At 50.6% G+C, this 15,562-nt stretch carries 8 protein-coding genes and 1 pseudogene; 5 read left to right on the top strand and 4 right to left on the bottom strand.

Annotated elements, in window-relative coordinates:
* Window positions 1-4 precede the first annotated feature (4 nt).
* Window positions 5-925 (top strand): Brp/Blh family beta-carotene 15,15'-dioxygenase, encoded by a 921-nt coding sequence (locus DDZ15_RS06995; RefSeq protein WP_109646359.1) that lies wholly within the window; start codon window positions 5-7, stop codon window positions 923-925.
* On the opposite strand, the gene DDZ15_RS06990 is transcribed toward DDZ15_RS06995, so the two are convergent.
* Together DDZ15_RS06990 and sov are read right to left on the bottom strand one after the other, a co-directional pair.
* Window positions 926-1,957, bottom strand: a complete 1,032-nt coding sequence (locus DDZ15_RS06990) for a patatin-like phospholipase family protein (protein WP_109646358.1) — start codon at window positions 1,955-1,957, stop codon at window positions 926-928. It abuts the gene before it with no gap.
* Between the two features lie 37 nt (window positions 1,958-1,994).
* On the bottom strand, window positions 1,995-9,203 hold the full coding sequence (sov, locus tag DDZ15_RS06985; RefSeq protein ID WP_146198535.1) for a T9SS outer membrane translocon Sov/SprA: 7,209 nt from the start codon (window positions 9,201-9,203) through the stop codon (window positions 1,995-1,997).
* Between the two features lie 331 nt (window positions 9,204-9,534).
* On the opposite strand from sov, the gene DDZ15_RS06980 reads away from it, so the two are divergent.
* Both DDZ15_RS06980 and DDZ15_RS06975 read left to right on the top strand, forming a co-directional pair.
* Entirely contained in the window at window positions 9,535-10,950 is a 1,416-nt protein-coding gene (locus DDZ15_RS06980; RefSeq protein ID WP_242978918.1) for an LptF/LptG family permease, read from the top strand.
* Window positions 10,940-12,022 carry an LptF/LptG family permease gene (locus DDZ15_RS06975; protein WP_109646355.1) on the top strand — a complete coding sequence of 361 codons (1,083 nt, stop codon included), beginning with the start codon at window positions 10,940-10,942 and terminating at the stop codon, window positions 12,020-12,022. The genes DDZ15_RS06980 and DDZ15_RS06975 overlap by 11 nt, the downstream gene beginning before the upstream one ends.
* A 24-nt stretch (window positions 12,023-12,046) precedes the next feature.
* Here DDZ15_RS06975 and DDZ15_RS06970 read toward each other — a convergent pair whose 3' ends face one another.
* Together DDZ15_RS06970 and DDZ15_RS06965 are read right to left on the bottom strand one after the other, a co-directional pair.
* Window positions 12,047-12,364: a DUF3467 domain-containing protein gene (locus tag DDZ15_RS06970; protein WP_109646513.1), complete on the bottom strand. Its 318-nt coding sequence runs from the start codon at window positions 12,362-12,364 to the stop codon at window positions 12,047-12,049.
* 100 nt (window positions 12,365-12,464) lie between these two features.
* Window positions 12,465-13,445: pseudogene (locus DDZ15_RS06965) on the bottom strand (PLP-dependent cysteine synthase family protein); the annotation flags it as partial.
* Window positions 13,446-13,688: 243 nt separating this feature from the next.
* Here DDZ15_RS06965 and DDZ15_RS06960 point away from each other — a divergent pair.
* Window positions 13,689-13,964: a DUF4290 domain-containing protein gene (locus DDZ15_RS06960; protein WP_109646353.1), complete on the top strand. Its 276-nt coding sequence runs from the start codon at window positions 13,689-13,691 to the stop codon at window positions 13,962-13,964.
* A 148-nt stretch (window positions 13,965-14,112) separates the two neighbouring features.
* Window positions 14,113-15,549, top strand: a complete 1,437-nt coding sequence (locus DDZ15_RS06955; RefSeq protein WP_109646352.1) for an isochorismate synthase — start codon at window positions 14,113-14,115, stop codon at window positions 15,547-15,549.
* The last annotated feature ends 13 nt before the right edge of the window (window positions 15,550-15,562 follow it).

The following is a 15,562-nucleotide window of genomic DNA, read 5'->3' as shown; positions in this document are numbered from 1 at the left end:
CACCATGCGGCATCAATCGAGCATACTGAACATTCTCACTATCGCGGTTTCACTGGGATTTATCGCGGCGGCTCTATTTCTCCCCGGTTCATCCGGCAATCTTGCCCTTTGGGCCGTTCTGGCTTCGGTTTTTCTGATCGGCATCCCCCACGGAGCAATTGATCATGTGATGGCTGCAGAGCTGTACGGACTCAACCAGTCGTGGGTGGAACATCTGAAATTTTATGCAAGTTACCTGCTTATTATGCTTGCGGTGGGCCTTCTCTGGTTTTTGGCGCCGGTTGCAGGGATGGCTCTTTTCCTTGTGATCTCCATCTATCATTTCGGGCAGGCTGACATGGAGGAGTTTTCCGCTGAACGCTCCGGACGAATGGCGTGGTACCTGGCAAGAGGCTGTATGATAATCGGCCTGATCATTTTTTCGGATCCGGCCGCGACCTACCCGATCATGGCGGAAGCGATGTCTGTTGATTTGGAGCAATTTTCCGCGCTGATGCCGGATCCGCAGCTTGCCGTTGCCGGAATTATCGGAGCCTATCTTCTGATCGTGGCTGCAGGAGTGTTCGCGGGTAAATTTGACAATCCCCTCCAGCTGGCGGGCGACAGCATCCTGCTGATTCTCGTTCTTATGATTACGGGACCGCTGATTGGTTTTGCCCTCTACTTTGCACTGTGGCATTCGGCGGGCCATATCAATGAGATGCGCGATTTTTTCAAATCCCGCGGGAAAAACCTGACGGTTCCGGGCTTCTATAAAAAAGCTCTGCCCTTTACAGCGGTGTCCATTGCAGGCCTTGGTTTTCTGGCAGGCATTAATCACGCTTTCGGGCTTGATGAGCAGTTTTTATCACTCATGTTTATCCTGATATCCGTACTCACCCTTCCGCATATGGTGATTGTTGACAGGATGTACAAAGAAGGCTGATCAGATTCTGCAGACCGGGTCTTCATCCGGATTATGAAACCATTCGAAATAGGCCTCCGCGCCTATTCTTCCCTGCTCCGTCAAAGCACTTTTCTTTTCATCCGGCAGGTCAAAATCCGTGGTCTCTACATCAAGCGTATTGATGTAGAGCGTGCGCTGCCAGTCGTCACTGTGCAGGTGCACATTTTCCTGAACCTGCATCAGGGCACCCATCAGGGCTTTCACATACGATTTAAAAGCCTGAACAGGACTCCCCTTCAGAGGTTCATTGTATCTGAACAGTCCGATCTCCTCTTTGGTATCCAGCCGCATTCCGAGGGTCTGGCGGTTGTAAACATACGGGCTGCGTCCGGGTCGTTTTCTCAGAAAAATATCGTTTTCCTCATCGTAATAGTTGGTATGGCGGCAGGCTCCCGGCTCCCTGTCCATATCAATGTACTTCATCCGGTCGAACAGTTTCACCGGGTAGTTCCGTATCACCCCTCCGTCCACAAACACATCCTCTCTCTCCCCCAGCCTGCGGGCGGTAAAGAAGAGCGGAATGGACATGCTGATACGCACCGCCTCCACCAGCGGCATATCAGGATGACGCTCATGTGAAAAGACCTCCGCGTAACCGGAAGAGAGATTGGTTCCGATCATATAGAGATCCGGGCGACCAGCACGTTTCAGATCATCGAATGTGGCGTTCCGTTTACCCAGTTTTCGCTCAATCAGTTTCCCGGCCCACTCCATAAACGCATCCCCTCGGTTCCATCCAAACCGGCGCCATACACGCCAGAGATCCCTGAAGATTCCGAATGAGTCGTCCATAAAGCTGTTAAAGTCGGTTCGGTTCAGGATTTCCTCCTGTTCGTCCATGGTGTAACCGAGTGCATAAATCATGGCATTGATCGCCCCTGCACTCGTTCCGCCCACGCGCGTGATGTGTTCCAGGTACCCGTGGCTGTCGAGTACTCTCATCGCTCCAATACAGGCGATCCCCTTCACCCCGCCGCCCTCAAAAACCAGGTTTCTGAATTGTGGTGTCATGATATCTGTATCTCCTTTTTGTGATTACCTCACTGCCCTACGACGACTGAATGTTAATCCGGATGTTGAAACGGATATCGTGCGTGGTTCGCTTGAAGGTGCTCGACGATTTGGGCAGGATCTGGCTGAATCCGTATGTAAAATTGGCGGTCAGCGTATTGGAAAAACGGTACCCGATCAGAAACTCCCCGTTGATGCGGGTCTGTCCCGTAGGCGGACGCGGATTGAAATCGTAGGCGCCGGGATCGCGGTCAATCACCGTCGCGTCCTCCAGCAGCGCGCGCTCCAGATCCGCATCCAGCAGGAAACGCTGTTCGGTATCTTCCACATAGTTGCCGGTCAGGCTCAGATCTACGTTGTTTGTCAGCCGTTTAAACAGCGGTATGCGGAAATTGCGGAGCGTGTAGGCGATCTGCATTCTAAGCCCTCTGGAGATGCGTTCGGCAACCTGTGAGTTCGACATGGCCAGGCTGGTGATGTTGCTGGTTTCATAGCCGATCTGCGTTCTCAGACCGTTCTCCCAGGTCACGTTCAGCTGAATCAGTGGGGCAAACCGCTTTTCGATGTTCACGGAACTGGGATCGAATTCAGGCCTCAGATCCTCAATCGTATAGGCACCCAGACGGCGCGTGATCAGTTCACCGGGATTGTTATTCAGATTCCACCCGATCCGGTAAAGCCCCGTATAGGAGTGGGTCAGCGTGGCACGCTGCATGTATTGGCCAATGAACGGGAATAGTCCCTCCACGCCGGTCCAGTTGATTCTCCAGTTCGGCAGCGGTATGGGAGTAAAGTTTTTCTCTCCCACGGAGGATGAGCCTCCCAGGTAGGCGTTCCTGAAATCCCGCTGAAGCCGAACGCTGTTCAGTACGGTCGTTTCATCGCCGCCCGTGGTAATCAGGTTTTCAGTTGCACTCATATCATCGAAAGCGGCCTGCAGCTGATTACGGAAGAGCGACTCGTAGCCGCTGCCGAACGCCCAGACGCTCGAGCTGATGTTGCCCGATGCACTTCTGACGGTTGTTATGGAGTTGTCGGCCGCCAACGACACAAGTTCGCTGGTTCTTTCATCCCACTGTGACTGCCAGTTGAGGTCAACAGAAAAATTGTTGAACGGATTGAGGCGCGTGGTAACCCCGAAATTATCTGAAAAGGTGTTGCTGGAAGGCAGCTGAATCGATGACAGTCCGTCCGGATTCGCGATCAGTCTGTCGCGCGATATTCTCTCCTGAATACCGATTCTGTATCCAAAACCCGGCGAATAGGTATCTCCGCCGAACATGTCAAAAAACCTGGAACCACCGTCAAAACCCGACTGAGCTGCTGTTTTTGAATCATTGTAGCTGATATCGATACTTCTCATACTGAAGAGTGCAAGCACAAATCTGCGGCCGATGTACGAAGCCGTCTCACCGGCCGAAAACCCCTCAGCTTCCCCGTTCTCATCCGACCGTGCCGCCTGACGCTCCCTGCGCTCGCGCTGATCCGCTTCCTCCGCCTTCCTGTAAAACGGCAGTCGGCGAAACAGGTTTTGGGTGTCCATTCGGAACGTATGATCGAGCCTGAAGCTGTTGGAAATGCGGGATCCGAGATTGGATCCAAACGGTGAATTTTCCCACCTGAACCCACCCGCATACCGGGCGGTATAGGTAAGCCAGTTCAAAGAACCGATATTGCTGAAGCGGGGCTGCCAGTTGGCTGTATAGTTTTCATTATAGTTGCTTTTCCGGGGCGAAATATCACCTGTAAGCAGACCTGAAAATACATCCAGAGACGGATCGGGGGTAAACGCGGTGCTGTCGGGTCCGCTTAGGCCTGCATTACTCACGGAGACCCTGGTAAGGTCGAAAACATTCTGGGTCTGAAAGCTCGTTGATATGGAAGGTGTCAGGTTGTACCCGATGCCCAGGTTGGTATCGTATGTGAAATTGTGTGTCTGCTGCCTTGGAAGAAGGGTCTGCCCCTGCTGCAGGCGCCTCAGTCTCTCCTCGTAACTTCTGCGGGTGCTGGCCGACGTGGTAAGGTTATTTGGCATAATTCCCAGCTGAAGCCCGCCCAATGGGGACAACAGAGGCACACCCCCCAGAAAACCCAGCGGCCTGATAAATTTTACCGACCGGAAATTGAGATTGTATCTTACAGACGCGCTGTAATTCCAGTTGTCCTGAAATCGATACTCCGGATTCCGGCTGTCGGTTGTATTGTAGACATAATTGATGGTGGTATTGTCGAGCGTATACCTGGCAAGTGAATTTTGAGAGTTCTCCTTGGTCATGTTCGACAAATTCAGCGAATAGCTCTTCGAATAGGTTTCTATCTCTCTTGTAACACGGTCAATCAGCCTGTCCTGTTCAGCTTCACTCAAATCTCCCCTGTTTCTTACAGCCTGTTCAAAATCAGAAAAGCGAATGTCCCCCTGGTTGGGAAGATATTTGGGAATGGACGATGAACTCCGTGCCGTAAAGCTGACGGGTATGGACCAGCCGTACCTTTGCGGCAACAGGCTGTGAAGGTTAACTGCCGTATTGATGTCGTAAGCCAGCTCATTGCTGAACAAACGCTGGCCCAGCCTGGAGTCGAGCGAGCCGAATCCCTGCGTTTGACGAGACAAATTTGCGTTTACCGTGGCGAAATCCGCCAGCTTCAGTGTGGTTTTTGCATTTGCCGCCCAGCCTTTTTCATTATCGAAACCGGATACGCGCAGCTCATTCAGCCACATCTCCGCACTCAGTACCGGAACCCCGGGACCGTCCGTGTCATCGGGATCGTACGGGTTGCGGATACCAAGACCAACCTCTGAAACACGGCTCAGAGAAGGATTTCCCTTGATGGCAACCACCGCACCCGGTACCGCATCCTCCAGAATGTCGGAACGCTCATAGATATCGGAAAACTGATTGCCGTTCTCCTGGTCCCGCAGCTGCTTCAGCTGGTTGAATGCGGACAGCACGATGTTCATGCTGTTCTGGTCATACAGCCAAACCTCCTCTGCTTCCTGTTCTAGCTGGCCGCTGTTTGCCGGGTCAAACGGCTGCCACGGAAAATTCTCATTTGTAGGCGTTACCGGCTGACGGTATTCATAATAGTTGTTCTCAAGGTCATTCCCGATCCGAACCACAAGTTCTGCATCACCCCGCTCCTGGTAGCCTTCACCGTGCACAAACATTCTCATGTTTGAGTAGTTCAGTAAATTGAGTCCGCCCGGAAAAACACGCTTTACAAGCTGTGTGGCACCGGGACCCAGGTTTTCGGTTTGCAGAACAATCGACTGCTCATTCTGCAGCGACTGCAGCTGCGACCCCCGGTTCTGGGCCCGGATACCGCCGGCCGGCTGCCGGTATGGAATCGGCCTTCTGTTCGAATTTTCCTCAATGTTGATGGTACTGATGCGGATGTCCGCATTCGGGTCAAGTGTGTTGTTGATCTGCTCGTCCTGCCTCCACTGGCTCCCAACAAATTCCAGTGAGGCAAACCTCATGGTAAACGGCCTCTCATAACCCGACAACCACATTCTCATATAAGTGATGTTCTGAAAATCACTGATATCGCCTACCTGCCGTTCAAACTCTTCGAGGGGAATCCGGACCAGATACCATCGGTCCTGCTGCCGGGAACCGGGTACCCGGTCAACGATGTAAGATCCGGGTGCCCCGATCTGAAGCTGTGTTTCATCGGCCGGGTTCAGTGCCACTTCATATTGAAAATAGGCGTTTGTGAGGCTTACCGTCGACGGGTTAACCAGACCCTCCGTATCCGGGCGATTCGTGGACGCCCTGCGTTCGCTTTGATCCAGGGGAGTGTTTCCGTCTGCGTACCCGAGCATTCTGTGAAAGCGCTCATGAAGGGGAAGCCCGTCGAGCTGCGACTCCCCGTAAAAAGCGTAATCATCATTTGAGGGATCCTCCTGAATCTGCTGAAAAACAGAGCTTATCTCGCCCCACTGAACCCGCATCTGTTCCACGAAATCCTCAAAAACGGTTCGCTCTTCCAGGTTGTTCGCACCGTTTGCATTGGGCATGCCGTCGTACCCCACGTCTTCCAGTTCCCTGTTTTCGTTCGAAAACTGTCCCTCGGGCGGCGGCGGATTTGCGGGCAGCGCGGATCGTGGGTTGGCCGTATTGTCCAGTATCAGATTATCCGGGTTCAATGCCAGGCCATCTTCTGTATTCAGCTTCGAATTCGGCACCACATCCTCTGTAATCAGACCGATATCGATATACATGCGGCCATCATAGTCCTCAATCGAAGAGGCAGCCGGCAGCTGACCGCCGGGAAGTACGGGCTGTACCCAAAACTCAAGAAATTCAATGTTATTCTGGGTGAAATCTTCCTGACCGGAGGGTATGACAGCAGTCATTCCTCCCCAGGTGCGCTCGGGTTCCACCTCAAGCAGCTGCTGGAGGTCCTGGTTATAGTTATACTGCCCGCGCTGGCCGGGGTCGTAATAAACGTCGAGCGTATTGATGATCTCCTCCTGCGGGTTTTGCGTCTCCCTGCCTGGAAACACATCCGTTACCCTCACAGGCTCCGACTCGGGCGTAAATTCCACACCCCCCAGGATATTGCTGATATTTCGCGGAATGGTGTACCATGAAAACGTGGACCGCAGATCAGACCGTTCAATACGCGACTGTTGGTTGCTGATCGGTTGACCCGGAAAATCCTCCTCTTCAAAGAAACCCGCATCAGCAGGATACCCGGGAACCGCTGCAGGCGCCGCAGCCAGGTTCCACCGCGTAGCATTCAGCAAGGTGATCTTGATCTCCGCCCCCTCAAAATCATCCACAAAAGAGAGCCCGTCCTCCTCGTCGGGGAAGAGCTCATTATTCCGGATGGCCTGTTTTACAGCCCTGGTTTCAGCTACTCCGGGACGAAGCTGTGCAATTTCACCGCTGAATGTAAATTCAGAATTTTCCCTTGTTTGAAACAGCGGCAGCCAATCGAGGGCGCGTGTCAGAAAAGGAGCATCAAACCGCGCATTGGTATCAAAACCGATTACGGAATTGCTGATGGGCTCATCTCCGATTCCAATTTTGTCATCCAGCGGACGTTCACTAAAGCGAAAAAATGTACCCCCCAGCGTAAAGCCGCGGATGAGTTCATATTCGGCCCGAATCCCCGTAAACGTTTTCTGTTCAATGGACGTCAGCGCCTGATTCTCATATTCAATCTGGATATCCTGCCCTGCGGCCGTGTAGCGGTCGTTCAGTATGGTAATCGTGCCGAACGAATAATCCACCTGATAGTCAATATCCTCCTGCAGTTCGGTTCCGTTTGCAAATACCCTTACAGATCCCTCCACCAGGGCAAATCCAAGGTTGTAATTATCCTGTAGCCCCCCTCTTGAGGTTCCGCGAATTCTATAAAATCCGTTTTTTGAGCTCTGTGATGCATTTCTCTGTCGTTCGGCATAAAGCTCATCGTAAGCGAGCCTATCTATCTCTTCTGCTGAAGCGGCAGTCTCTTGCAGAATATTGCGAATCCGCTCACCAAACGGTTCCAGGTACGGAAAAATAATCAGCCCGTTCTGTGCATCGAGTGTGCCTGTTCCGAAATCGAGCTGGTTGTCCGGCTCCAGTGCTCCCTGAGTGTCCACCCTGTCTAAACCCAGATCCTGCAAAAGCGTAGCATTCCGGCCCGGAAGACGATCGCGCGCAATGTTATCTTCCGTAAACTCCAGTTCAAGTTCCAGTGATTCACTGGTGATGTTGCTGACGCCAAGCGAATAGATGTTGCGCATCGTGATCTGGAAAAGATCATTATCGGTCGAGATATTGGCGGGACGCAGCATCTTGAGAAAGATCCGGTCGTTGCCGCTCCGGTTCAGTTCACCCACTTCGATAATGTCATTTTGCGAACCGCGGTAATTGAAAGCAACGGCAAGCACTTCACGCGCTCCCAGCGATCGTCTCAGAGAGATGAAGCCCGTTACTTTATTGATGGTGTAGTCTGTTCCCTCATTCAGAAGGGTGTAGTATCCCTCCTCAAAGTTGCGGGAATCCTCAATTCCAAGGTCATCGGCCGATATCCCGAGCTGCGGATCCCTGAATTGATCGAGAAGCGCATCCGGAAAGGCATCCAGTTCATTATTCGGCGCAGAAAAGGTGCCGTCCTGATTTTCAATGACACCAATATCGGCCAGCGCAACGGCCAGTCGTGCTCCTTCATCCGCCTTTATGCTCTCCCTGAGCACCCATACTTCCACATCCGCAATGGGAAGGGTTTGGGTAAGCTGCTGCGGATTGGCCATGCTGGTTTCGAACTCCTGCCGGGTGTAGAAATCAAGGAAAAAATGGCGGTCGTCATGATATTCGGCCGGACGAATGCGAATGGGCTGCTCCTGCGAACCTCCGCTGATGGTTTCAACATTGCTCTCACCGTCCTGCTGCGAAATAACCGACGTAAGCCGCAGTGAGCCCAGCTCGGCGACCGACTTGACGCCAAACAGCGACCCGCTTCCCCGTATCAGCGAGTTTCCGGTATTGATGGAAACATTACCCAGCTCAATGCTTTTTATAATTTCATCTTCGTATCCTTCATAGAGTATGCTGAGGCGGTTTTGATACTCAAATGGCCGTTCGGTGTCCCAGTCGGTCTGGATGGTTAGCTTGTCGCCGATACTTCCCTGAATATTCAGCTGCAGATTCTGGTCAAATGTAGGATCAATACGTGTCTGCTGATCGGGCGGAAGGGCGGGATCTTCTGATTTTTGTATCGACGCGCCTACATTCATATTCGCCAGGCCGTTTACCCTCAGGTTTACCTCCGGCGAACCGAAAATGGTGGTAAAGGCCGACTCCCTGCCCCCTGGAATCACCAGGCTGAAATCGAGCAGGCCTCGCTGCCGTGTCTGCTGCCTGAGCGATTCACGGATTAAAAACTGCCAGTTTTCTGTCAGAGCTTCTTCACGCTTCAGGCTTGCGTAGGAGGAGAAATCCATGCTGGTCGGGTAACCGGATCTGTACCCCCTTATCTGCTTCTCAACCGTAAAACCGCCGTCTGCACGCGTGCTGATTTCTACCCTTTCGGCCGGAAGGGTGATAAAATAGAGCGCCGGAATCGGTTTGAGACTGATCGGCGTAACCGGCTTTATATCCGGAGCTCTGAAGGCGCTGTCAAACTCCGCTGTCCGTACGGTGTCGGCCGCCTGCTCCGCATTCTGCTGAGCATGCAGTTCTCCCACGAGGGCGAAACAGGCTAAACATCCCATCACCTTCAGTATATAAATGCGGATTGTCGTGTGCACAGGCGTACAGTGCGGTTACTGTTTTCCCGTAACAGACCGTTTCAGAGATCTTTCTGTATGTCGATTCTACGGGCTAAGTCGTCGTAGCGTTTTATGCGATAGGAAAATAAGGTGTTGAGTAATATTCAAATGGGTGTTTCAATAATAAATGATTCCCGTTTATGTTAAAAGTCAGAAACGGGTCTATTTCAAGCCGAAAATAATCGGTTTCAGGCAGAATTGTTGTGATATCCTACACGCAACGGATCCGCCTCAACCGGCAACAGGCTTCGTGTACCCGGATAGCTGAAAAACGTTTCACAACCAACTCATTTGCCATTATATTCAGTGCATGCTTAACAGCGTTCAAAAAGATCTACTTAAAAAGCACCTGGGACCCTTTCTCTTCTGCTTTTTCACCATGATGTTTATCCTGCTGATGCAGTTTCTTATGCTGCATGTGGATAAACTGGTTGGAAAGGGTCTGCCTATAATGATTGTTCTGGAGCTGATTGTTACAAATCTGGCCTACATGGTTGTTCTGGCGGTACCCGTTGCCATTCTTGTATCCACGCTGATGGCATTCGGCAAGTTTTCGGAATGGAATGAGTTAACCGCCGTTCGGGCAGCGGGTATCAATCCCTTCAAGCTGATCCTGCCCGTATTGATTGCCGGCACCCTGCTTTTCGCCTTTACAGCCTATTTCTCCAATCTCATCCTGCCTGAGGCCAATCACAAGGCGAGATCGCTTTTTCTCGACATCCGGATGCAGAAACCCGCATTCGATCTGCAGGAGAGCACGTTTTATCAGGACCTGGAAGGCTATACCTTTTTAATCAAAGAGATCGATGCTGAAACAGACTCCCTGATCGATGTGCGTGTATTTCAGGCAGAAACCGACGGACGCGACCGTGCGGTGGTGTCGGCCGAACGCGGCTGGCTCGACAGCCCGGATCAGTTTACACTGTCTCTTTTTCTGGAAAACGGATCCATTTTACGATATCTGCCGGGCGAGCGCCGGGATGATGAAACCGTGGAGAGGTCGTTCTTTGATCGCTACAGAATGAGCTTTGACCTTTCCGACCTTGCTTTTTCACGGTCAAACCCGGATCAGAGGAGCCGTACGGACCGCACCATGAGTACCGAAGCCATGCTTGCGGTGGTCGACTCGCTCCGTACCGAGAGAGAAAATGAATACCGTTCCTTTACCGAAAACGTGAGCGAATCGGATGATATTCCGATATTTTCGGATGTAGGCCGTACACTGACGCTTGGAGAGACACGGGAGCTGGATACACTCCGGGTGTATGATTCCGAGTTCTACAGCGTGAATCAGCTCTTCAACCCGACCCTGCAGATCAACTCTCTGAACAGGGCGATCAACGCTATGGACTCCTACCATGCAGATCTGGACCGCTTCTACACCAATAACAACTGGCGCACGTTCAAGATTGCGGAACTGCTTGTTGAAGTGCATAAAAAATTCTCCATTCCGTTTGCCTGTATCCTCTTTGTGCTTTTGGGTGCCCCTATCGGCATGCTTACACGTAACGGTAATATTGGCGTGGCTGCACTGATCAGTTCCGGGATCCTTACTCTCTTTTTCATCTCCATCATTCAGGGCGAAAAACTAGCCGACAGACTGCTTATTTCACCGATGACCGGCATGTGGGCCGTTAATCTTGTATTGCTTACCGCGGGAGTGCTTCTCACCCTCCGGGTAAGCACATCCTTCCGGTTAACCAATCTTTGGAGCCGTGATCAATAAAATTGACAGGTACATCTTTTTCAGGCTCTTCATTATCACTTTTTTTGTGATGGCGGTGTTGATCTGCATTTACATCCTGGTGGACTTCTCTGAAAACAGTGACGATTTTGTTGATAAAGGCGCCACACTTGCCCAGATCTGGAAAGACTACTATCTGAACTACATACCGGAAATGATGCGTCTGGTTTCACCTCTGGCCGTATTGGTTGCCTGTCTTTTTATTACCGTGCAGATGACCGAAAGGCTAGAAATAACAGCCATCAAATCAACCGGAATCAGCCTCTACAGGCTCAGTCTTCCCTATCTTTTTTTCGGACTGTGTGTTGCCGCCACCATCAGCTATATGGATGCATTTATCATACCCGAATCAAACGCTGACCGGATCGAGTTTGAGCGAAGCTATCTTTCGGGATCCAACGACCGGATAGACCGGGGCGGTATTTTCCGTCAGGATTCCGACAGCACCATTGTCAGTTTCAATTTTTACGATGTGAACTCCAATTCAGGGTACTCCGTAGTGTACCTTGTTTTTCAGGAAGATGAGATCAACCGTGTGGTAAATGCAAACCGCATCAACTGGGTCGACTCCACATCCACCTGGATGATAGACAGGGGAAGCGAACAGATTTTCATGGAGTCCGGATTTGAGGAGCGGCAATTACAGCGCGAGGAGCTGGAACTGAACATTATTCCGCGCGACCTGGAACGAAGATCATCCGACATCTATCAGTTAACCTATCCGCAGGCGCTTGACTATATCGAATCCATTCAACGAATCGGGGCTTCAGGAATCACTATGCCGCAGGTTCAGCTTTACAGCAGGATGTCGTACCCCTTGTCTATCGTCATTGTATGCATGATCGGTTTTGCCATTGCCACCGAGCGCAGAAAAAGCGGGAAAGGATTTTATATTGCAAGCGGGCTGACGGTCAGCTTTATCTACCTCTCCATGATGAAAATATTTGAACCTTTCGGAAGCGCTGGCACTCTTTCTCCCGAATTTGCTGCACTGTTTCCTCATGCGGTATTTCTCCTGCTTGGCGCAGGATTGCTAATTGCGGCAAAAAAATAGCCCAAAAGGAGCTATTTACCGGAATCAGGCTTCCGGTTTGGGGCCCCTGTAGTTAAAAGGCATGTCAAACTTCTCTTTCGAAGTTATCTGTCCGTGCTCCGATTCATATTTATGAATATTATCCTGCAGTGCGTTTAGCAGACGCTTGGCATGATCGGGTGTAAGCACCAGCCTTTTTACCACTTTTGCCTTTGGAACGGCGGGCATCATTGAGATAAAATCGAACACAAATTCGGACGGTGAGTGAGTAATCATCACCAGGTTCGAATAGGTACCCGTCGCCTCATCTTCCTTCAGCTCTATTTCGATAGGATTCGCTTTTTTCTGTTTTTCCTGATTCATCCTGAAATCCTCTTTTGGGTTTAAGATTTTTGCATGATCACGATATTCGAGCAAGGTATCGATTGCTGCCTGTTTTCGTGGCAGGCGATCGCTTAACTCATTCCATAAAACCGTGCTCCCGCATCCAGTTATCATTGTATATTTTTGAAATATATCGCGTACCGCTGTCGGGCAGAATCACTACCATCACATCATTTTCTCCAAGATTCTGCTCTCGGGCATACTGCAGTGCCCCGAAAACGGCAGCCCCGCATGAGCCGCCGATAAACAGCCCTTCTTCTTTAGCAAGGCGGCGGGTCATCTGCATCGCATCTTTGTCGCCTACCTGAACCACCGCATCGATCAGATCCATGTTTACGTTGCCCGGAATGATATCCTCTCCAATGCCTTCGGTGATGTAGGGTTTAATTTCATCTTCATCAAACTCACCGGTTTCAAAATACTTCTTGTAAACAGATCCCACACTGTCCACTCCCACAACCTGTATGTCGGGATTTTTCTCTTTCAGATATGTGGATGCACCTGTGATGGTGCCGCCGGTGCCCATTCCCGCCACATAGTGCGTAACCCTGCCTTCCGTCTGCTCCCATATTTCGGGCCCCGTTGTTTCATAATGCGCCCTTGAGTTGCTCGGGTTATCGTACTGATTCGGATAGTATGAATTTGGGATCTCACGGCTCAGCCTTTTGGCTACCGAGTAATAGCTCCTCGGATCATCGGGCGCCACATTGGTCGGACAAACTTCCACTTTGGCACCGAGTGCGCGCAGCAGGTCAATTTTCTCCTGGCTTTGCTTATCCGTTGTTGTAAAAATACACTTGTATCCGCGTACCGCTGCAACCAGCGCCAGCCCCATGCCCGTATTTCCGGATGTGCCTTCAATAATCGTTCCGCCGGGCTTAAGCAGGCCTTTCTGTTCGGCATCGTCTATCATTTTTACCGCAATCCGGTCTTTCACACTTTGTCCCGGATTCAGGTACTCCACCTTTGCGGCAACTGTCAGTTTCAGGTCACCCGTCACACGATGCAAACGTACCAGCGGGGTATTCCCTATCACATCAATTATGGAATTGTAAATCATATAATGGTTGCTTTTAGCAGTTCTGCTCTTTTTTTGCGGGAATATACTAATTTTTGATGCCCGAACCCGAAGGCATATCAATTACTCTTTAGCAGGCCGCTGTGCAACCCGCCCCCCTTGCCGGGGGACCGAAATTTGGTTTACTTTCCTCTTCAAAAACCTGTAATTTAATTCTTACAGCAAAAATAAGCCGCGCACTCTCCAGCACTGGGTTTAGCCGGTTGCCTTATCTTAATTCGTACGATGTTTCTCAAACAGAATAAGCCGAAAGATTACGACTGCGGATACAATCTGGATCTTATGATTGCCGCAATCCCCCGAATTGAAGACCAGGATGAACGTATACGTTATGCCAAACGTGTGGTTGGCCTGATCAAACAGAGCCACCCCAACTGGGTTGATAAAAAAGGACAAAGCGAACTCGCCTGGGACTATTATTACGAGCTTGCTGAGTATAATCCTGAAGATTACGGGATCAGGAATCCGTTTAAAACGGGCCAGTTTGACGATGCGGAGTAGAGATAACAGCAGATTTTTATGGCATCCCCGGAAAATCTGCCTCTTTAGAGACTGTTGCCCTTCAATAACATAGCCTCATAAATCGTTTTGGAATGATAAACTTTCAATTTATATTGAAAACATTGAAAGTTTAGATGCAATTTGATCTATGAATTCAGAATTTCCGGAAAATATCATCCCTACAGAATTTATTGAAGCGATTGACTCGCAGGATTTCACCAAATTTCTCAAACAGATTGGTGATTCTCCTTCCCCCCTGCTTACAGTCACACTTCCCATAGCGCCTATCGACCCGCTTGCCGCGCTGGAGCTCAACCCGGATTATGAAGAGAAGTTTTACTGGGATCACCCGGATAATAAAATCTCCATATCCGCTGCGGGAAAAGTGCGCGAACTGAAGGCTACCGGTATTGACCGATTTGAAGAAATCGCTCAGCAAACAGCCGGACTTAAGGGAGAAATTGACGCATATACCGCGGTAAGACACTCCATGGCGGGTCCGCTTTTTCTGGGTGGATACTCGTTTGACAATCACAATATCGGACGGGTCTGGAAAAAGTTCGGTGCAGCCCGCTTTGTGCTGCCCGAATGGATGCTTGTTAAAAGCGAGGATCTTCATCTGCTTACGCTCACCATTGACAAGAAGAATTCAAAGCCCCATGATATTTATCAGCAGATCATCAGCAGAATAACGGAATTCATCCACCTCTCGGGAGAAGTTCTGAGTAACCTCAAATCGGAAACAACGGATTCCGGAGTTTTATGCACGCTGCAGTCGCCCGATGAACATCAGGCCTGGATACGTAAAGTGGAACTGGCGAGAGAGATGATACGTGAAAAACGGTTTGAAAAGATTGTATTGGCCAGACCCCTCACCGTGGAATCAAAATCTTCACCCGTCTTTACGCATATCACTTACAAGCTTCGCGAAAAATATCCTGAGTGCTTCAATTTTCTGGTTCAGAAAGATTCTGATACCGCTTTTGTGGGAGCCACCCCCGAACGTCTGGCGTCGTTCCGTAATAATACTTTCAGGACGGAAGGTCTCGCAGGCAGCACATCGCGGGGTAAAAGTGCCCTGGAAGATGCAGCACTTGCCCAGAAACTCATGAAGAGCAGAAAAGACCGCAGTGAGCACGAGTTTGTTATACGCGCCATCAATGACAATCTGAAGAAGTACAGCAAGCGCATCAACCATCCCAAAAAACCCGAAATCAAGAAACTGAACAACGTTCAGCATCTCTTCACACCTATTTCCGCTTCTATTAAAAAAGGCGTGCAGATTCATGAACTGATCAGTGAGATGCACCCCACACCGGCTGTCGGCGGCTTCCCCAGAGACGAGGCCGTCTCTCATATCTATGACATTGAGCAGCTCGACCGCGGCTGGTATGCAGCTCCCATTGGGTGGTTCAATCTGAACGGATGGGGAGAGTTTGCCGTCGCCATTCGTAGTGCACTGCTGCATAAAAACCGTGCTGTACTCTATGCTGGCTGCGGAATTGTAGCAGATTCGGATCCTGAAAAAGAGTGGAAGGAGACTATTCTGAAGTTCAGACCGATGCTTGAATCCCTCTCGGGTTAACAGAGCTGAGTAC

The organism is Rhodohalobacter mucosus (genome assembly GCF_003150675.1).
GTDB classification, from domain to species: Bacteria; Bacteroidota; Rhodothermia; order Balneolales; family Balneolaceae; genus Rhodohalobacter; species Rhodohalobacter mucosus.
This window is presented reverse-complemented; position numbering and strand designations above follow the sequence as displayed.

Excerpts from the sequence above, each read along its gene's own strand:
- DDZ15_RS06980 (WP_242978918.1), top strand. The coding sequence starts at position 9,535 with ATGCTTAACAGCGTTCAAAAAGATCTACTTAAAAAGCACCTGGGACCC.
- DDZ15_RS06970 (WP_109646513.1), bottom strand. The coding sequence starts at position 12,364 with ATGAATCAGGAAAAACAGAAAAAAGCGAATCCTATCGAAATAGAGCTG.
- DDZ15_RS06995 (WP_109646359.1), top strand. The coding sequence starts at position 5 with ATGCGGCATCAATCGAGCATACTGAACATTCTCACTATCGCGGTTTCA.
- DDZ15_RS06990 (WP_109646358.1), bottom strand. The coding sequence starts at position 1,957 with ATGACACCACAATTCAGAAACCTGGTTTTTGAGGGCGGCGGGGTGAAG.
- DDZ15_RS06955 (WP_109646352.1), top strand. The coding sequence starts at position 14,113 with ATGAATTCAGAATTTCCGGAAAATATCATCCCTACAGAATTTATTGAA.
- DDZ15_RS06960 (WP_109646353.1), top strand. The coding sequence starts at position 13,689 with ATGTTTCTCAAACAGAATAAGCCGAAAGATTACGACTGCGGATACAAT.